Below are 17748 nucleotides of genomic sequence, written 5' to 3'. Positions count from 1 at the left end.
AGAGATTCAGCGTGTCACTTCAGGGCGGGCGGTGCCGAGTCCGCCGACGTACCCCACTACGAGGGTTCCGCGCCGACCTCGAAGGACAGGTCGCGGGTGTGGCGGATGTCCTCGGTGGTCAGATACGTCTTGCCGTACGCGGCCCCGTCCGTCCGCGCCGACTGGATGTAGCGCGCCGAGTCGGAGGTGCCCGGAGCCGTCACGGTCAGCCTGCCCTTGGGGTAGTAGCGCCGGTCGAGGGTCAGGTCCACCCTTTCGAAGACAGGGGTCGACAGGCCCCAGGTGTCGGTGCCCGGCTGGACCGGGAAGATCCCGATCGAGGAGAGGACGTTCCAGGCGGACATCGTCCCCAGGTCGTCGTTCCCGGTCATCCCGGTCGGGGTGTCCGTGAAGAGCGTGAGCGCGGCGTGGACCACGTCGGTCGTCTTCCAGGGCTGACCGGTGGAGAGGTAGGTGTACGGGGCGATCAGGTCGGGTTCGTTCTGCGGGTTGTACTTGTCCGCGTTGTAGTAGTCGTACGGTCCGTTCACCCACACCTCGGCTGCGGTCTTCGCGGGGTCCTCCAGCAGCTGCTCGTAGGCGAAGAAGGAGTCGAGCCGTTCGTTGGCGGACGCGGTGCCACCGATCAGGTCGACCATGCCGGGCAGGTCCTGCGGCACGAGCCACTGGTACTGCCAGGACGTGCCCTCGTGGAAGCCCTCGCTCTCCGCCGGGTCCACGGGTCCTGTGAAGTCACCGTTCTCGTCCCGCGCCCGGAAGAAGCCGGTGGAACTGTCGAAGATCTTCCGGTAGTTCTGCGCCCGCTCCGTGTACCGCGCCGCGTCGTCCTCGTGCCCCAGTTCCTTCGCCATCTGCCCGAGCATCGCGTCGGACAGCGCGTACTCCAGGGTCGCCGAGGCACCGTGGTCGTAGTCGGAGTCACCCGGCTTCACATGGGCGCGGTCCTTGATGTACGGCGCGAAGCCGTCGGCGAGGTACTCCTTGTTGGCCTCTCGGCCCACGGGGGCGGAGTCGGCGGGAGGCACGCCGTCGGCGTTCTTCCTCAGCGCGCGGTAGGCCTGTTCCTCGTACCCCTTGAGCAGCCCCTGCTGGTAGGCGTTGGTGAGGAACGGCGTGACCGGGTCACCGGTCATGATGTTCGTCTCGACCGTGCCGTAGCCCCACTTGGGCAGCCAGCCGCTGTCCTCGTCGATCTTGATCACGGAGATGGCCATGTCACGGGACTCGTGCGGTGCGAGCAGCGAAAGGAGCTGGGCCTGGGTCCGGTAGGTGTCCCAGAGCGACCAGTTCTGGTAGTAGGTGAATCCCTTGGCCCGGTGGGTCTTCTGGTCCCAGCCGGTGTAGCGGCCGTCGACGTCGCTGCCGATGTTCGGCGCGAGGAAGGAACGGTAGAGCGACGAGTAGAAGGTCCGCCGCAGGGTCTCACTGCCGCCCTGTGCCCGGACGTCGCCGAGGCGGTCCTCCCAGGCGGCCTGCGCGGCGTGCGCGACACTGTCGTACGAACGGCCGCCTTCGGCGTGGAGGTTGAGTGCGGCACCCTCGGCGTCCACGTAGGAGATCGCGGTGGTCGCCTCGACGGTGCGGTCCTTGGACGTGTCGAACCGCACGAACGCGCCGTTGCGCTCGTCGTCCGCGGCTGACGACGTGGACCCGGGGGTGACCGTGTCACCCTTCCAGGTGCCGGAGGTGGTGAACGGCCGGTCGAAGCGGGTGATCGTGTACACCGTGTACGGCTTGGTGTCCTGGCAGAAGCCACTGCCGGTGATGGCGGTACGCACGGTGCGGTTGTCGAGGATCTCGACGTCGGTGTTCTCGGTCTTGTGCAGCGACTGGCCCGCGTTGATGAGGACGTTGGCCTTGGCCGTGGCGGGGAAGGTGTAGCGCTGCACTCCGGTGCGCTCGGTGGCGCTCAGCTCCGCCTTGATGCCCGTCTTGAGGGCGACCTCGTAGGTGCCGGGGCTCGCCTTCTCGTCGTCATGGCTGAACTCGGCCTCGTACTGCGCGTTGTCCGTCGAGGTGATGTCACCGGTCGTCGGCAGCACCGGGAGGTCACCGCCGAGACCGCAGCCCACACCGGAGATATGGACGGTGGAGAAGCCCCTGATGTGGTTCTCCGAGTAGTCGTAGCCGGTGTTGTGCCCGGTGTCGGGCGAGAACTGCACCATGCCGAAGGGCACCGCGGCACCCGGGTAGGTGTTGCCCTCGTTCTCGGTGCCGATGAAGGGATTGACGAGATCGGTGAGCCGGGCGCGCTGGGCGTGCCGCCCTCCGTCCGCCACGGCAGGTGCGGCGACGGAGCCGCCGATGAGGGCGGCCGTGGCGGCCACCGTCCCCGCACCGCGAATCCAGTGGGTCCATCTCATGGAATGAGCGCCTCTCGGCCGTAGACAACGTTGTCAGCGCACTGCGCGATCATTCTTCGCCGCCTGCGTGTACTCGTCAAGACTCGCGACGGACTGCGAACGCCCGTTCTGCGGCGAGTGGCGGAGAGCGCCCAGCGCGCGATGCTCATCGGGGACGTACGCGACAAGGGGCTGAACTCATTCCCGAGGTCCCTGGCCTGGTGGGCGGCTTCCACGAAGCCGCCCACCACACCCCGTCCCTCGCCGAGCCGGTCCGTCGGCTCGACGAGGTGGTGGGCCGTCACCCCCGGGAGACCGCCGCGGTCAGCGATGACAGTGACGGCGCCCGGGGCGGTGCGACGAGACCGGCCTGCGGGTCCGGGAGCCCGGACCATCCCGGACTCCCCCTGGGGCCGGGCGAATTCGACGCGGCGGGCCGCAGGCCGGCGTGGACAGCCTCGCCGAGACGGTCCATTCCCGTACGGACGGCGTCCTGACCGACGATCTGGCTCTGGTCGCCGTCACCTGTGTCACCTGTGCTGTGTCACCTGTGCGGAGCACGCTCCGCCCCCGGGACGAGCTGCACCGGCGCCCTGGGAGCCGCCGCCCCTCAGCTCAGCTGCGCGTAGACGATGAGGTTGTCCACGGGGTGGCCGTCGGCGTCGAAGTCTCCGTCGCAGGTGACCAGGCGCAGCACCGGCTCGCCCGAGGCGACATAGACCTTCTTCGTGGGGAAGGCCTTCTTGCTCACGCTCTCCGTGCCGGTGACCGTGAAGTGGGACTCTTTCCCGCCCCCGTCGGACACGGCGATGTCCGCGCCCTTGGCGATCGTGTGCAAGTCGTGGAAGACGGCCTTGCCGAACCGTGTGTCGTTGTGGCCGATGAGCACCGCGGCACCGGACTCACCGGGCACGGCACCGCCCGCGTACCAGCCGGCTGTCATGCCCTTGTCCGCCGGCGGGACCTCGACCGTGCCGTCGTCATTGAGTCCCAGCCTGAGGAGCTCGCTGTCTATCCCGAGCGACGGGACGGACAGCCGTGTCGGTGCCGCTGCCTTGGGCGGCGCATCCGATGACGGGGGAGCTTCCGATGACGTGGGCGAGTGCGACGCCATCCGCCCGGACGGCTCGGGCGCGTCCGCCCCGCCGCAGCCGGTGACCGGGGCGAGCAGCAGAGCGGCTGCCGCGACGGACAGGACCGTCCGACGTGACGAGTTCGGTGTAAGGGGCATGAGCACTCCGGTGCGGGGCGGACGAAAGCGGGAAGAGCCTGACGGGGGGAAGCCTGACGGCGGGTGGCGCCGCTCCCCGGGCGGGAAGCGGCGCCACCGTGCGGGATCAGCCGTTGTGCTGTGCGGCGGACCGGCGGCGCATCACGAGGACGCCGGCGCCCGCGAGCAGCACCGCGCCGGCCGCGGAGCCGTACAGCGCGGTGTTGTCGGCTCCTTGGGCCGAGCGCTCCCCCGCGTCGACGCCGCCCCGCGGCGTCATGCGGGCCCGCGCCGAGTCGGCGGGGACGGGGGTCGGCGCCTCGCTGGGCTCGGCACCCTCTCGGGCGGCGCTGGCGCGCTCGCTGCGCTCGGCGGGTACCGGCGTGGGGGTGGCGTCGTCCGCGACGGCAGCGGCGGACGGGAGCAGGACAGCGCCGAGGCCGACAGCGGCGAGGACGGCGGTGCGCAGGGTGGGGCGGTGGGACATGAAGAACTCCGATTCCAGCTCGGCGTTGAAGGTGCCCGCGCACGGATGCGCGTCGGGCGCCGGGCATGCCCACAGACTGGAGGGGAGTTGTGAGGAAGCTGTCAGACCGCTGTGTTCATCGGATCAGGGCCGGCCGGTGGCAGCCGCAGCGTGAACACCGTCCCCTGGTCGACCGTGCTGATCACCCCGGCCGTACCGCCGTGCGCCTCGATGAGTTTGCGGACGATCGCCAGCCCGAGGCCACTGCCTCCGGTACGGCGGCTGCGTGACTTCTCCGCGCGCCAGAACCGGTCGAAGACGTAGGGCAGGTCATCAGGCGCTATGCCGCTGCCGGTGTCGGCGACCTCCAGCACCACTTCCCGGTCGGCTCCCCCGGCCCCGGACAAGGCCCCGGACCCGGACTCCGCTCCGGCCCCGGCCGCGTAGGCCCGCAGTGTCACCCGCCCTCCTGGCGGGGTGTGGCGTACGGCGTTGGAGACCAGGTTGCCGATCGCCTGCCGCAGCCGGACCGGGTCGGCCGTGAGCTCGGGTGCGGGCTCGTCGCCGTCCGGCGCGGCCACGGCGAGGCCGACTCCGGCTGCCTCGGCCTGCGCCTGATGGGCCGCCACCGCGTGGCTGAGCAGGTCCTCGATCCGTACGGGTTCGGGGTGCAGCCGCAGCGCGCCGGCGTCGGCCGCCGACAGGTCCTGGAGGTCGTCGATGATGTGCTGCAACTGCATCGCCTCCTCCAGGAGTGAGGAGACGAGCGTCGCGTCCACTTCCGCTATGCCGTCCTGGGCCCCCTCCAGCCACCCCCGGATGTTGCTCAGCGGGGTGCGCAGTTCGTGCGCGACATCGCTGACCAACGCCTTGCGCTGCTCCTCCAGCCTGGCGCGGTGTGCCGACATGTCGTTGAAGGCGGTGGCCAGGCGGCCGATCTCGTTGTCAGCCGCGACCACCACCTGCGAGGGATCCTCCCCGTCCCGCATGCGCTGGGCCGCTCCCGTGAGCGCGTGCAGCGGCCGCACCAGTCGGACGCCCGCCAGGATCGACGCGCCGACGGTGAGCGCGAGGACGAGCGCTGCGGCCCCGATGACGTTGACCATGTTCGCAGGGGACAGCTCGAAGCCGGGCACGGCGCCGCCGCCCGGGTCGCTGATGAACAGCAGAGCGGGTGAGGCGACGTAGGAACTGAGCTGCTCCTGACGCGCGATGGCGACGCACGAGGCGATGTCCCGGTCGTTCTCGCCGTCCAGGGCGGTAGGCGCCCGCGACGGCGACTCCCGCGGGACGCCGACGTCCGGCATCGCCGTCGGCATGGGGGTCGAGGAGACCGGCTCGGCGCCCGTGTTCCACGAGAGGTCGAGATCGAGTTCCACGGCTTCGCGCCCCTGCCGGTCCAGGCACGCGTTGACCAGTTCGTTGAGCGCGGTGAGCGCCTTGGTCTCCGTTCTGGTGGGGGTGTCCAGGGCGTCCGTCGAACACCGGCTGCCACGCACCCGATCGGGGTCGTTGCCCACGACCTGGATGCGGGGCCTGCCGCTCGGGCCCTCGACGACGTCCGAGGCGATCCCCGAACGGCTGAGGCAGCGCACCGCCTGCTCGGCGGTGCGCGTCAGCGACGTACGTTCCGCCTTGGGCAGCCTGAACGGTCCGACGGCCCGCGGGTCGACCCGGTCGCTGCCGGAGCGCTGCTCCCCGTCCGTACCGGGCGCCGCGACAGTCACCGAACCGGAACCGGAATCCGCTCCCGAGGACGTGGCCGCCACGGACAGCGGATCCACCACGGCCGACGCCTCGGGCGGGAGTGCCGGGGGCGGCGGCGAGGCGGCGGCGGAGTCGGCGAGGATCTCCCGGCTCTGCGTCGTCAGGGTGATCCGCCTGTCGGACGAGTCGGCCAGCTCGGCCACCGTGTCGCCCACGCCGCGCCAGGAGGGGTGTTCGGCCGCGTAGCCGAGCAGGGCGTCGAGGACGCGCGTGTCGGCGGCGAGGTTGCGGCCCTGCTCCTGCTCGATCGCGCCGGATGTGGTCTGCACGGCCAGCCACGCGGTCGCGGCGACCGAGCAGGCCGCGACGAGCGCCGACACCGCCAGCAGCCGGCCGAGGAGGCTCTTGCGCAGGGGGAGCCGCAGGCGCTGCCCGCCGTGCTCAGCGCGCCGGGGCACGGGAGCCCTTCAGCGGGTCCATGAGTTTGTAGCCGACTCCGAAGACGGTGAGCAGCCGTGCCGGGCGCCGGGGCTCGCGCTCGATCTTCTTGCGGAGGTTCATGATGTGCACATCGACGGTACGACTGCTGATGTACCGGTCGAACCCGTGGAGTTCGGCGAGCAGCTGCTCCCGGGTGAATACCCGTTCGGGCTCGGCGGCCATCGCCGAGAGGAGCCGGAACTCCCCCGGTGTGCACTCGACGCCTGTGCCTTCGACCGCCACCTCGTGGCGAACGGGGTCGACGGCGAGTGAGCCCACCCGCAGCACATGCGTCTGTTCGGGGCTACTGTCCCGCCGGGTGCGCCGCAGGAGCGTACGCACGCGCGCCATGAGCTCCCGCGGGCTGTAGGGCTTGGTCATGTAGTCGTCCGCCCCCAGGTCGAGCCCGAGCAGCAGATCGTCCTCCGTGGCGCGGGCGGTCAGCATGAGGACCGCCAGCTCCCGCCCCTCGGCGCGCAGCACACGGACCACGTCGAGGCCGTCGGCACGCGGCATCATCACGTCGAGCACGAGCAGGTCCGGCGCCCCCTGCCGCGCCTGTTCGAGGGCGGAGAGGCCGTCGGACACCAACGTGACGGCATGGCCCTCCCGTTCGAGGTAGCGGCGGACCAGCTCGGCCTGTTTCGCGTCGTCTTCAGCGACTATGACGTTTGCGCACACGCGGACGATCGTAGAGGAGGCCCCGCGGGCCGGCGATCAGCAGACGCCGTCGCCCGGCTTGGGGTTGCCCAGGCCGAACAGGGGGCGCAGCTTGAGGCCGACCCACGTACCCACCAGTGCGACCGCGCCCCACAGCCAGCCGCTGAGGCTGCCCGAGGCGACACCCGCCAGGTAGGCGCCGATGTTGCAGCCTCCGGCCAGTCGTGCGCCCACGCCCATCAGCACTCCGCCGAGCACCGAAGCGACTGCCGTACGCCACGGAATTCCACGGTGCAGGGCCCAGGTGCCGCCGAGCGCCGCGGCGACCGCCGCGCCGATCATGATGCCGATGTCGGTGAGGCTTGTCCTGTCGGCCAGGACCGGGCCCGCCAGCATCTCCTTGTTGCCGGCCTGCTGCCACCAGCTCCAGTTCTCCGGGTGACCGCCGAGTGCTCCCACAAGTTCCGAACCCCACAGGCTGAACGCGCTGGTGACACCCCATGCGCCGCCGGACACCAGCAGCACGCCCGCGCCGAGGACGGCCAGCACCAGGGCGCCCGCGGCCAGCGGCCAGGAGCCACGGAAGGCCCGTACGGCGGCGGTGCGGGCCGAGGGTACGGCGCCGAGTGGAGGGGGGTTGCGGCGGGCCTGCACGCTGCGGGTGACCACGACCACCAGCAGCAGCGCGGCGATCGTCACCGCCCAGGAGCCGAACCACCCGATGTGGTCGGAGAGTACGACCGGTTCCCAGGCGGGCAGGTCCTTCCACAGGTCGAACTGCCAGGCGGCGAGCGTGGCACCCGCGATGAAGCCGCCGAGGGTCAGGAGCACCGACGTCTGTCCCGAGCCGACGGCGAACAGGGTGCCCGAGGCGCAGGCGCCGCCGAGTTGCATCCCGATGGCGAAGAGCAGCGATCCGACGACGAGACCTGCTCCGATCGAACCGGCGGAAGGTGCCGGCTGCGAGCCGAACAGCCCGGTGCTCGTGCCGATGATCAGCGCGAACAGTGTGGCGGTGGTTCCGAGCAGCAGCGCGTGTGCCCGCAGTCCGGCGCCATTACCGACGGCTATGAGCTGGCGCCAGGCGGAGGTGAACCCGAACCGGGAGTGGAAGAGGGCGACGCCCAGACCGAGCCCCAGCAGAAGCAGCACGCCAGGTGCGGCGCCGTGCGCGGACCACACGTACGCGGTCAGAGCGACGGCGAGCAGCCCGGACACGACGAGCGGTGTCCTGCGCACCGGGGGCAGCGGCGGCGCCTCAGGTCGCGGTACCGAGGTGGGAGAAGGAACGAACAGGGCGGGCAGTGCGCGCGGCGGCGCGGCCGGCCCGGCGGGTGGCGCGGTGGTCACGAAGGTCTCCGGAGTGATGCTCGGCGGACAGCGGCGGGTGGCTGTCGACGGCGCGGCACGCGCCGCCGACGCGGGTTCAGCCGCGACAGAGGCCGTCGTCGACACACCACGCCGAGTGCGCGAACAGCGCGAGGCACAGGGGCAGGGCCGATGCAGACATGCGTACGAATATACGGATGGCAGGGCTCCGGATGCCCGGCTGTCTCGGCATGCGGAAGATTCCTCGGACAGCGCGCTCCTCGCCCGGTCGGCCCCGAGGCGCAGCCGTCCGCAGGATCCGCCTCCGGCGCACCGGGCCCGTCGGCGCCCGCCACTCCGGCGCAGCCGTCCGGGGCCGCTCCGTCCACCGTCCCGCTGCCCTTCAGCCCCTCTTCCGGTGCGTCACACACGCCCACCCGGCCCGCCGCGCCGCCCTCCGAGCACGGGACGTCCAAGCCCCGGACCGCCGCACCCGCGTCCGGGGGAACCGAGCGGACCGGTGAGGACGGCGGTTCAGCCGGGACGGCCCCCGCGAAGGAGCCCGCCACTCCTGCACCGGTGGCCGGCGGCGACTCCGGATCCGCACCTCCGGCGGAAAGCGGTGACGACAGCCAGGAGCCGCCTGGAACCGGCGGCGAGGACGCCGATGCCTCGGGAGGCCAGCTGGGCGGTCTGCTGGGAGGGCTGCTCGGCGGGTTGCTGGGGCGGGCCTGACGGCCCGATCACACAGGGGGCCGGGACAACCGGGCTTCGGTGAGCCACAACGATCGGTTGTGGCTGCCTAAGGTGGACCGGTGGACACAGAAGCACTGCGATCGTTCGTCCGGGCTGCCGAGCTCGGACAGCTGGGGCAGGCGGCCGACGAGCTGGACGTGACGCAGCAGGCGGTCTCGAAGCGCATCGCCGCCCTGGAGCGCGAGCTCGAAGTCCGGCTGTTCACGCGTACGGCCCGAGGGGTCGAGCTGACGCTCGACGGCCAGGCGTTCCTTCCGCACGCGCGGAGCGTGGTCGCGGGTGTCGAGCGCGCGGTCACCGCGGTCAGACCGGGCTCCCGGGCCCTTCGTATCGATGTCCTCGGTCTGCGGAGCGCGCAGGCCGTTGTTCTGCACGAGTACTGGCAGTCGCATCCCGGCACCGACCTCGACGTGGTGACCCTTCGGGTCAACGACCCACGCGTGGCGGTCGCCGCCGTCGAGGCGGGCGATGTCGACGCCTCGTTCCGTACGGTCACCGACGCGGCAGCGCTGCCGCCGGACGTACGGATGATCCACGCGTTCGACTCACCGCTGGAACTCCTCGTCGGCCCGGGACATCCGCTCGCGTCGGCACGACAGCTGACGCCGTCGCGGCTGCGCACGCACCGGATCTGGGTGCCGGGCATCGCACCCGGAAGCGAGTGGGCGAATTTCTACGATCAGCTCGCCACCGACTTCGATCTGCGCATCGACGCCGCAGGCCCGCACTTCGGGGACGAAGTACTTCTGGACATCCTCGCCACCTCCACGGATGTGGCCACCCTCGTCGGGGCGCGCAACCGGTACGTCTGGCCGTCGCACCACGACCTGCGCCGCATTCCTGTCGTGAACCCGACGCTCGCCTACCCTCTCTCGCTCCTCCTCCGACGTACACATCCCCATCCAGGGCTTCGCGGAGTCATCGCCCATCTCGGAACCCTGCCCAGGCCCCCTGAGCCGGTCTGGCTCCCCTCCTGGGCCACGACGCCACAGCACGGCAGGCCACGGCAGAAATAACTCGACCGGCTCGTTCCGTGCAGGTCGGCCACCCGTACACCCGAAAGGATCGTGGCATGCCCCGCGACCACCTGATGCGCATCCACAGCCCCGAGTTCCAGGCCATGGCCGAGAGGGTCCTGCGGGCCGGCGAGCTCACTTCCCGTCTGAACGTCCTGCCTTTCGAGGACGAAGCCGGCAAGGCCGAGCTGTTCGAACAGCTCCTCGGCAGGCCGCTGCCGGCGAACGTCACTGTCCACCCGCCCTTCTACACCGACCACGGACTCCGTCTCGAACTCGCCGAGCGCGTGTTCATCAACCAGAACTGCACGTTCCTGGACTACGCGGGCATCCGGCTCGGCGAGCGCGTGATGGTCGGACCGAAGGCCACATTCATCACCGTCGGCCATCCGGTCGCCCCGGCGGAGCGACGGGAATGGCTGAGCGGCGCGCCCATCGACGTGGCGGAGAACGTATGGATCGGAGCCGGTGCCACGATCCTGCCGGGCGTCACCATCGGCCGTGACGCCGTCGTGGCCGCCGGTGCGGTCGTGGCCGAGGACGTTCCACCGGCAAGCCTGGTGACCGGCAGCAAGGCGGCTGTGCGCCGTCAGTGGTGACGAGGCCGGCCCTGACCACGGGCAGAACGGCCGGGCCGGGCCGTGTCCGCACCGAGTGCTCCATTCAACAACGAGACGCTATTGCGCGTGGTTGGCAATAACCCATGTGATGCACATACTGGTCCAGTCGATCAGGAAGGTGCGCCCCATGCCGGTCACCCATACCCGCCGGAGTGTTCTCACCCTGGCTGCGACCGCCGGTGCCGGCCTGCTCGTCGGCTGCTCGTCCGGCGGCCCCGCGTCCTCGTCACCCAAGAAGGGCGGAAGCCTGAGCGCGGCCTTCCCCGGCGCGGGCGTCAAGGAGACGATGGACCCGCACGCGCAACGGCAGTTCGTCGACATCGCGCGCCACAAGGCCGTCTTCGACAAGCTGGTCGACCTGGACACGGAGCTGCGTCCCGTCCCGAGGCTGGCCACGGAGTGGTCGAGTGACACGTCGGCTCGCGTCTGGCGGTTCGACCTGCGGACGGCCCGGTTCCACGACGGGCACGTCCTCGATGCCGACGACGTGCTCTACAGCTTGTCGCGGATCCTCACCCCGAAGGCCGCGGACCACCTGGCGAAGAAGTCCCTCTCCGATGTGGACCTCGCCAACTGCCGTGCGGTGGGCAAGCGAAGCGTGGAGATCAGGCTCACCAGGCCCAACGCGGAGTTCCCCGCACTCCTGGCCATGACCGGCACCGCGATCGTCCGCGACGGCTGGGACGATCCGAAGCGGCCTGTCGGAACCGGTCCGTTCAAGTTCGTCTCCTTCACCGCGGGACGCTCCTTCACCGCCCGTCGCTTCGACGACCACTGGAACGGCGCTCCCCACCTGGACGAGGTGCGCATCCTGTCCGCCGAGAGCGAGGCACGGGCCGCCGCCGTGCGCAGCGGTGAGGTGCACTACGCACACGAGATGACCCCCACCTTCGCCCGGACGGTCGAGCACGACAGCCGGGTCAAGGTGGTGGCCACCCCGCGCAGCGGTGTTCACGGCTTCGCCCTCAAGACGGACCGGGCACCGTTCGACGATCCGGACGCCGCGATGGCCGTCAAGCTCCTCATCGACCGGAAACGGCTGGTGGACGTGGTCTGCGCCGGCCGCGCCGAGGTGGGCAACGACCTCTACGGCGAGGGGTACAGGTACTACCCGGACGGCCTGGAGCAGCGCGAGCAGGATGTGGCCGAAGCGAGACGGCTGCTACGGCGGACCGGGCTTTACAACAAGACGGTGTCCTTCTACACCTCGACCGCTGCGGACGGCTTCCCCCAGGCGGCCCACCTCTTCGCGGAGCAGGCCGGTGAGGCGGGACTGCGGGTGAAGATGAGCAACGGGCCTCCGGAGTCGTACTTCACCGATGCGCTGACCAAGGGGACGGTGATCAACCACCGCTGCGGGTCCATGCCCATCCCCACCTACATCAGCGAACGGCTGATGACCGAATCGCCGCAGAACGCCAGCGCCTGGAAGCATCGTGACTTCGACGAGGCCTTCGCCGCCGCCCGGAGCGTCACGGACGACGAACGGCGGACAGAGCGGTACGGGGCCGTGCAGACGACGATCCGGGACCGCGGGGGGCTTGTCCTGTGGGCGCACCCAGAGTGGCTGAACGCGGTCGCCCACACCGTGCGGGGCGTGAAGGAGGCTCAGCCGAACACCGTGGACTGGGCCAGGTTCGACACGGTGTGGCTGGACTGAGGTGCTGCGCTACGCCCTGCGCCGGAGCGGCTGGACCGTTGTCCAGCTCGCCGTCCTCAGCGTCCTCGTCTTCCTCCTGACCAGCCTGCTGCCGGGCGACGCGGCCACGGTCGACTTCAACGAGCAGGCCGGCCTGGAGCAGGTCGCCCAGCTGCGCGAACAGATGGGGCTCGACCGGCCTCTGGCGGAACGCTTCGTCGACTGGGCGCAGGGTGTGTTCACCGGCGACCTGGGCACCTCGCTGGTCGGCGGCGGACCGGTCGTCGACCTGCTGTCCCGCTCCGTCGGGGCGACCGCCGCTCTCGCCGCCGTCACGATCCTGCTGCTTGTGCCCATGGCCGTCGTCATCGGTCTGGTGTCGGGCCTGCGGGCCGGCGGGCGCACCGACCGTGCGCTGTCCGCCGTGACGTTGACCCTGACGTCCGTACCGGACTTCGTCCTGGCGCTGCTGCTGGTGGCGTTGTTCTCGCTGCGCCTGGGCTGGCTGCCGTCCACCTGGGTGGGGGCCGACGACCTGTGGTGGCAGCGGCCGGAGCTGTTCGTGCTGCCGGTGGCGGTCCTGCTGGCCCGCACGGTCTGTGTGCTGTCCCGGCAGATCCGGGCCGGCACCGTCGCCTCGCTCGGCGCCGGCTACACCGTGCAGGCCCGTCGGCTGGGCGTGCCCGGCTTGCGGCTGGTGCTGCGGCACGTCCTTCCCAACGCCGCCGTCCCCGGGGTGCAGGAACTGGCCCGTACCGGTGACCAGTTGCTGGGAGGCGTCCTCGTGGTCGAGGCGGTGTTCGCCATCCCCGGTACCGCGACGGCGTTGGTGGAGGCCGTGCAGAACCGTGACGTACCCGTGGTCCAGGCGCTCACCCTGACCCTGGCGGCCGTGGCGTGTCTGCTGAACCTGACCGCGGACCTGGTCAGCCAGCGGCTGGCACCCCGTACGGAAGTGCTGCGGTGAAGGCCGGACGACTCGTACGCGGTCGGCGGCGCGCGTGGGGTGGGGCGCTGCTGCTGTTCCTGCCGTGCACCGCTGCCGTGGCCGGCCCCTTCGTGGTGGACGCGGACATTCCGTCCGGCGGCATGCCGTACGCCGGCCCGGGCACGGACGGGCACCCTCTCGGCACGGACGCGCTGGGCCGTGACGTCCTGGCCCTGATCCTGCGTGGGGGTGCCAGCGCGCTGGGTGTGGCATGCGCCGCCGTGGCCCTGGCCATGATGATCGGCGGCGTCCTCGGTCTGACGGCCGCCGCGTCCCGCAGCCGGTGGCTCGACGATCTGCTCATGCGGCCGGTCGAGCTGCTGCTGCCCCTCCCGTCGCTCCTGGTGATCAGTGTCATCGGTGTCGGCTGGCGCGGGCATCCGGTCGCTGTCGCGCTGGCGGTGGCCGCTCTCAGTGTGCCGGCTGTGGCGCGTCTGCTGCGGGCCGCGGCTCTGGACGCGGCCAGCGGACCGGTCGCGGAGGCCATGCGGCTGCAGGGCGAGTCGTCGGCGCGGATCCTGGTCACACACGTGGGGCGCGCGGTGCTGCCGGTGGCGGCGGCCGACGCCGGAACGCGGGTCGGGACGGCGGTCTTCACCGTGGCCGCCGCCAACTTCCTCGGGCTCGGCCTCGATCCGACGTCTCCGGACTGGGGTGTGGTGATCGCGGCGAGCAGGGAGGCGCTCTTCGTGCAGCCGTGGGCGGTCTGCGCACCCGCGCTGATGCTGGTGATGTTCACCGTCGGCGTCAACCTGGTGGCCGACGGTCTGCTGCCGCGCGCGGAACGCACGGAACACAAGGGTCGTACGGACCGCACGGAACACAAGGGTCGTACGGGCCGCACGGAACGTACGGATCGCAAGGAACGCACCGCGAAGACGGACAGCGCACGCAGGAAGGCGACGGCATGGAACCGGTGATCGAGATCCGCGGGCTGACCGCACGGGCAGGGGCTTCCGGCCTGCTGAACGGTGTCGACCTGACCGTCATGCCCGGCGAGGTGACCGCTCTCGTGGGGCCGTCGGGCAGTGGGAAGACCACGGTCGCCCTTGCCTTGCTGGGCGAGTCGGCCCCCGGGGTCCGGCTCACCGGTTCGGTGCAGGTCGTGGGCACCGAGGTGGTGTCCGCCGACGGCCCGGTGCCCGACGCGTCGGGCGTACGTGGCCGACTGGTCTCCTACATGCCGCAACACCCGGCACACGCCCTCAATCCGGCCCGGCGGACAGGGTCCGTCCTCACCGAACTCGCCCGTCTGCACCGGCCGGACGCCGACCGGCGTTCCACTGCCGTGAAGTACGCCGCCCAGGCGTTGCGCACCGCCGGGCTGGCGGACGACAGGGCAACGCTGCGCCGCTTTCCGCACCAGTTCTCCGGCGGGCAGCGGCAGCGGGTGGCACTGGCCCAGGTGCTGGCCTGCGGACCGCGCGTCGTGGTGCTCGACGAGCCCAGTACGGGCCTTGATACCGTGGCGCGCATGCGGCTGGCGGGTGAGCTGACCCGGCTGACCGACGAGGGGATCACCGTCCTGCTGCTCAGCCACGACCACGAGTTCGTACGCGCCGTCGCCACCCGCACGGTGCTCCTGGACCGGGGGCGGGTGACCGCCGCCGGCCTCACTGCGGACCTCCTGCCCGCCCGGCTCCTCCCCGCTCCCCCGCCCCGGCAGGGCGGCCCCTCCCCCGCCGGCAGGACCGCGCTGCAGGTGGAGGGCCTGTCGGCGTGGCTGCGACCGGGGCGCAGGGACCAGGTGCTCCATGACGTCACGGTGCGGGTTCCGGAAGGCGGTTGCACGGCGGTCGTGGGCCCGTCGGGCAGCGGCAAGACGGTCCTCGCCCGGTGTCTCGCCGGACTGCACGAACGCCGTACGGGCCACCTCTCCCTGTTCGGCGATCCCCTGCCGGTCCTGCGGCACCGGACCAGGCGTCAGGTCCGGTCCGTGCAGTACGTATGGCAGGAGGTCCGGAACTCCTTCGACGAGCGGCGCACCGTCCTCGACCAGGTGGCCCGCACAGCGGTACTTCTGCACGGACTCTCCCCGCGGGAGGCCGGACGGCGGGCGATGCTTCTCTGGGAGCGGCTCGGTCTGACCTCCGAGCAGGCCACGCGGCACGCCGGATCGTTGTCCGGCGGGGAGTTGCAACGCGCGGCGCTCGCCCGAGCCCTGCTCGCCGAGCCCGACGTACTGATCTGCGACGAGATCACCACCGCGCTCGACGCGGTGAGCACCGGGCTGGTGACCTCGGAGATCATCAGGATCCGCCAGGAGAGCGGAACAGCTGTGCTGTGGATCAGTCACGATCTCCGGCTGGTCGAGCAGTTGGCCGAGGACCTGGTGGTCCTCGACGCGGGCACCGTCGTGGAGTACGGCGCCCGGGACGCTGTGCTCGCTGCCCCGGGCGCACGAACCACCCGCCTGTTGCTCAGCGCCCGGCACCTGGGCGTCGGCTCCGCGGACCCGTCAGCCCCGCACCTGGTACACGGAAGGGAACAACCTCACTCATGACAGTAACGGCCACCTCCGAATGGCAGCGTTGGCAGACCAGTTGGGACCGTCAGCAGGAGTGGTACATGCCGGACAGGGAGGAGCGCTTCCGGGTCATGCTCGACACGGTCGAGGCCGTGGCGGGCCCCACTCCTCGCGTCCTCGACCTGGCCTGCGGCACCGGCAGCATCTCCGACCGGCTGTTGCGGCGGCTGCCGGGCGCCCGCAGCACCTGCCTCGACATCGATCCGACGCTGCTGACGATCACGCGAGGTCACTTCGCCGACGACGACCGCGTCACCTTCGTTGAGGCCGACCTCACGGACCCCGCCTGGACCGGCCGTCTTCCCCACACGTCCTACGACGCCGTGGTGACGGCCACCGCCCTGCACTGGCTGGACACCGAGCCGCTCCGTCGTCTCTACGGCTCCCTGGCGGGTGTCCTGCGTGAGGGCGGCGTCTTCCTGAACGCCGACCACATGCGTGACGAGTCCGCTCCCCGTATCAACGCGGCCCTGGCCTCCCTGCACGCAGTCCGTCAGGAGCGGGCGCGCGGGCAGGGCGCTGTGGACTGGGCGGACTGGTGGGACGCGGCGGCCCGTGACCCTCTCCTCGCCGAGGCCACGGCCGAGCGCTTCGCGCTGCTGGGCGATCCACGGCAGCCGAAGTCGGACGGCGTCACGCGTGACCGCCCCACGCTCACCAGCTGGCACATCGAGACCTTGCGGGAGCAGGGTTTCGGCGAGGCCCGGCAGGTCTGGTGCTCCGCGAGCGACGCGCTGGTGGCCGCGCTTCGCTGAGCGTGGGGACCGACCTCAATGCCGGCCCTGGCGGGGCGGCTCGATCTCGTCGGGGCCGGGGGCTGCCAGAAGGAACTCGGCGCCGCCTTCGAGCTTGCGGGCCGTGTCCGCCGAACGCGGGAGCATCGACTTCTCGTACAGGTGCACGGCGTCGTCGACGGTGGGGGCACCCACGAGTGCCAGCGCGAGTTCGCTCGCGTCGAGCATGGCGAGGTTGACGCCGACGCCCAGCGGCGGCATGAGGTGTGCGGCGTCTCCCAGGAGTGCCACGGTGGGCGAGTGCTCCCATGTGTGGGGCACGGGCAGGGCGAGGATGGGACGGTCGACATAGAGGCCGTCGTTCTCGGTGATCAGGCGGAGCATCCGAGGTGACCAGGCCGCGTACGTGTCCAGCAGATGTGCGCGGATGCCTTCGGTGTCCTCGGGCCTGAGCCCGCTCGCGGCGAGCCAGTCGGTGGGGACGCGCCGCATGATGTAGACGCGCATGTGGCCGCCGCTGTTCCGCTGGGCGAAGAGGCCCCGCTCGCCGTCGGCGGCGTGGGCGCCGCCCTTCCCCACGAGTTCGCAGAGCTCGGGGTGGGCGGTCTCCATGTCGTCGAACCACGCCTCCAGGAAGCTGACCCCGCTGTAGCGCGGTGTCGCGGACGACACCGCCGGGCGGACGCGGGAGAAGGCGCCGTCCGCACCGATCACGAGATCGGTCTCGACGGTCGTCCCGTCGGTGAACGTCAGTGTGCGCGGCCCTTCGGAGGGTCCGCCGACCGATTCGAGAGCGCGTCCCCACTGGACCGTCCCCGCGGCGAGTGAGCGCACCAGGAGATCACGGAGCTGCCCTCGGTCGATCTCGGGGGCGGCCGTCTCGCCCTCGTCCGGCAGATGGTGGGCGACGACGCGCCCCGACGGGTCGATGTCGCGCATTTCCTGCCCTTCGAGTCTGGCGAGGGCGAAGAACTCAGCCAGCAGACCCGCTTCGCGGAGTGCCAGCTGGCCGTCCTCCTCGTGCAGGTCGAGGGAGCCTCCCTGGTCACGGGCGCCGGCATCCGGATCCCGGTCGTACACCGTCACCGCGATGCCGTGCTTCTGGAGGATGCGTGCGCAGGTGAGGCCGCCGGGGCCGGCGCCGATGATGCTGATCCGCGCGTTCGCGGGCGTCGGGGAGTTCATGGTGGGTTCCGTTCGTCGGTGGAGTACCGGTGGGGTACCTGCACCTCAGCAAAGCAGAAACGAGTCAATAACTGCAACCATTACAGTTTCTGAGTCGTTCCAGCCATGCT

Annotated in this window: 15 protein-coding genes; 8 read left to right on the top strand and 7 right to left on the bottom strand. The window is 71.1% G+C overall.

What is annotated here, in order from left to right:
* Nucleotides 1-56 precede the first annotated feature (56 nt).
* From AB0C75_RS15970 to AB0C75_RS15945, 6 genes are all read right to left on the bottom strand, one after another.
* Nucleotides 57-2363, bottom strand: a complete 2307-nt coding sequence (locus AB0C75_RS15970; RefSeq protein WP_362891087.1) for a GH92 family glycosyl hydrolase — start codon at nucleotides 2361-2363, stop codon at nucleotides 57-59.
* A 589-nt stretch (nucleotides 2364-2952) separates the two neighbouring features.
* Nucleotides 2953-3573 (bottom strand): class F sortase, encoded by a 621-nt coding sequence (locus AB0C75_RS15965; protein WP_362891085.1) that lies wholly within the window; start codon nucleotides 3571-3573, stop codon nucleotides 2953-2955.
* Nucleotides 3574-3679: 106 nt separating this feature from the next.
* On the bottom strand, nucleotides 3680-4039 hold the full coding sequence (locus AB0C75_RS15960) for a hypothetical protein (RefSeq protein ID WP_362891083.1): 360 nt from the start codon (nucleotides 4037-4039) through the stop codon (nucleotides 3680-3682).
* A gap of 101 nt (nucleotides 4040-4140) precedes the next feature.
* Nucleotides 4141-6183 (bottom strand): HAMP domain-containing sensor histidine kinase, encoded by a 2043-nt coding sequence (locus AB0C75_RS15955; RefSeq protein ID WP_362891081.1) that lies wholly within the window; start codon nucleotides 6181-6183, stop codon nucleotides 4141-4143.
* Complete coding sequence (locus tag AB0C75_RS15950) at nucleotides 6167-6886, bottom strand: response regulator transcription factor (RefSeq protein ID WP_362891079.1); 720 nt, start codon at nucleotides 6884-6886, stop codon at nucleotides 6167-6169. Before AB0C75_RS15950 ends, AB0C75_RS15955 begins: the two co-directional genes overlap by 17 nt.
* 36 nt (nucleotides 6887-6922) lie before the next feature.
* On the bottom strand, nucleotides 6923-8215 hold the full coding sequence (locus tag AB0C75_RS15945; protein WP_362891078.1) for a YeeE/YedE family protein: 1293 nt from the start codon (nucleotides 8213-8215) through the stop codon (nucleotides 6923-6925).
* Nucleotides 8216-8752: 537 nt separating this feature from the next.
* Between AB0C75_RS15945 and AB0C75_RS15940 the strand changes: the two genes are divergently transcribed.
* From AB0C75_RS15940 to AB0C75_RS15905, 8 genes are all read left to right on the top strand, one after another.
* Complete coding sequence (locus AB0C75_RS15940; protein ID WP_362891076.1) at nucleotides 8753-8908, top strand: hypothetical protein; 156 nt, start codon at nucleotides 8753-8755, stop codon at nucleotides 8906-8908.
* Nucleotides 8909-8988: 80 nt separating this feature from the next.
* Nucleotides 8989-9945 (top strand): LysR family transcriptional regulator, encoded by a 957-nt coding sequence (locus tag AB0C75_RS15935; RefSeq protein ID WP_362891074.1) that lies wholly within the window; start codon nucleotides 8989-8991, stop codon nucleotides 9943-9945.
* A gap of 56 nt (nucleotides 9946-10001) precedes the next feature.
* Nucleotides 10002-10544, top strand: a complete 543-nt coding sequence (locus AB0C75_RS15930) for a DapH/DapD/GlmU-related protein (RefSeq protein ID WP_362891072.1) — start codon at nucleotides 10002-10004, stop codon at nucleotides 10542-10544.
* Between the two features lie 148 nt (nucleotides 10545-10692).
* Nucleotides 10693-12225, top strand: coding sequence for an ABC transporter substrate-binding protein (locus tag AB0C75_RS15925; protein WP_362891070.1), 1533 nt, complete (start codon nucleotides 10693-10695; stop codon nucleotides 12223-12225).
* A gap of 1 nt (nucleotide 12226) precedes the next feature.
* Nucleotides 12227-13171: an ABC transporter permease gene (locus tag AB0C75_RS15920; RefSeq protein WP_362891068.1), complete on the top strand. Its 945-nt coding sequence runs from the start codon at nucleotides 12227-12229 to the stop codon at nucleotides 13169-13171.
* Nucleotides 13168-14112 carry an ABC transporter permease subunit gene (locus AB0C75_RS15915; protein WP_362891066.1) on the top strand — a complete coding sequence of 315 codons (945 nt, stop codon included), beginning with the start codon at nucleotides 13168-13170 and terminating at the stop codon, nucleotides 14110-14112. Before AB0C75_RS15920 ends, AB0C75_RS15915 begins: the two co-directional genes overlap by 4 nt.
* Nucleotides 14100-15695 (top strand): ATP-binding cassette domain-containing protein, encoded by a 1596-nt coding sequence (locus AB0C75_RS15910; RefSeq protein ID WP_362891064.1) that lies wholly within the window; start codon nucleotides 14100-14102, stop codon nucleotides 15693-15695. The genes AB0C75_RS15915 and AB0C75_RS15910 overlap by 13 nt, the downstream gene beginning before the upstream one ends.
* The gene (locus tag AB0C75_RS15905; RefSeq protein WP_362891062.1) at nucleotides 15692-16474 is read left to right on the top strand and encodes a class I SAM-dependent methyltransferase; all 783 of its coding nucleotides are present in this window, start codon (nucleotides 15692-15694) and stop codon (nucleotides 16472-16474) included. The genes AB0C75_RS15910 and AB0C75_RS15905 overlap by 4 nt, the downstream gene beginning before the upstream one ends.
* Before the next feature lie 15 nt (nucleotides 16475-16489).
* Here the strand turns inward: AB0C75_RS15905 and AB0C75_RS15900 are convergent, their stop codons facing one another.
* Nucleotides 16490-17638, bottom strand: coding sequence for an NAD(P)/FAD-dependent oxidoreductase (locus AB0C75_RS15900; RefSeq protein WP_362891060.1), 1149 nt, complete (start codon nucleotides 17636-17638; stop codon nucleotides 16490-16492).
* Between the last annotated feature and the right edge of the window lie 110 nt (nucleotides 17639-17748).

This window comes from Streptomyces sp. NPDC048565 (assembly GCF_040650935.1).
Taxonomy (GTDB): Bacteria; Actinomycetota; Actinomycetes; order Streptomycetales; family Streptomycetaceae; genus Streptomyces.
This window is presented reverse-complemented; position numbering and strand designations above follow the sequence as displayed.

Coding starts and splice junctions, on each gene's coding strand:
- AB0C75_RS15970 (WP_362891087.1), bottom strand. CDS start 2,363: ATGAGATGGACCCACTGGATTCGCGGTGCGGGGACGGTGGCCGCCACG.
- AB0C75_RS15965 (WP_362891085.1), bottom strand. CDS start 3,573: ATGCCCCTTACACCGAACTCGTCACGTCGGACGGTCCTGTCCGTCGCG.
- AB0C75_RS15960 (WP_362891083.1), bottom strand. CDS start 4,039: ATGTCCCACCGCCCCACCCTGCGCACCGCCGTCCTCGCCGCTGTCGGC.
- AB0C75_RS15930 (WP_362891072.1), top strand. CDS start 10,002: ATGCCCCGCGACCACCTGATGCGCATCCACAGCCCCGAGTTCCAGGCC.
- AB0C75_RS15925 (WP_362891070.1), top strand. CDS start 10,693: ATGCCGGTCACCCATACCCGCCGGAGTGTTCTCACCCTGGCTGCGACC.
- AB0C75_RS15910 (WP_362891064.1), top strand. CDS start 14,100: ATGGAACCGGTGATCGAGATCCGCGGGCTGACCGCACGGGCAGGGGCT.
- AB0C75_RS15905 (WP_362891062.1), top strand. CDS start 15,692: ATGACAGTAACGGCCACCTCCGAATGGCAGCGTTGGCAGACCAGTTGG.
- AB0C75_RS15900 (WP_362891060.1), bottom strand. CDS start 17,638: ATGAACTCCCCGACGCCCGCGAACGCGCGGATCAGCATCATCGGCGCC.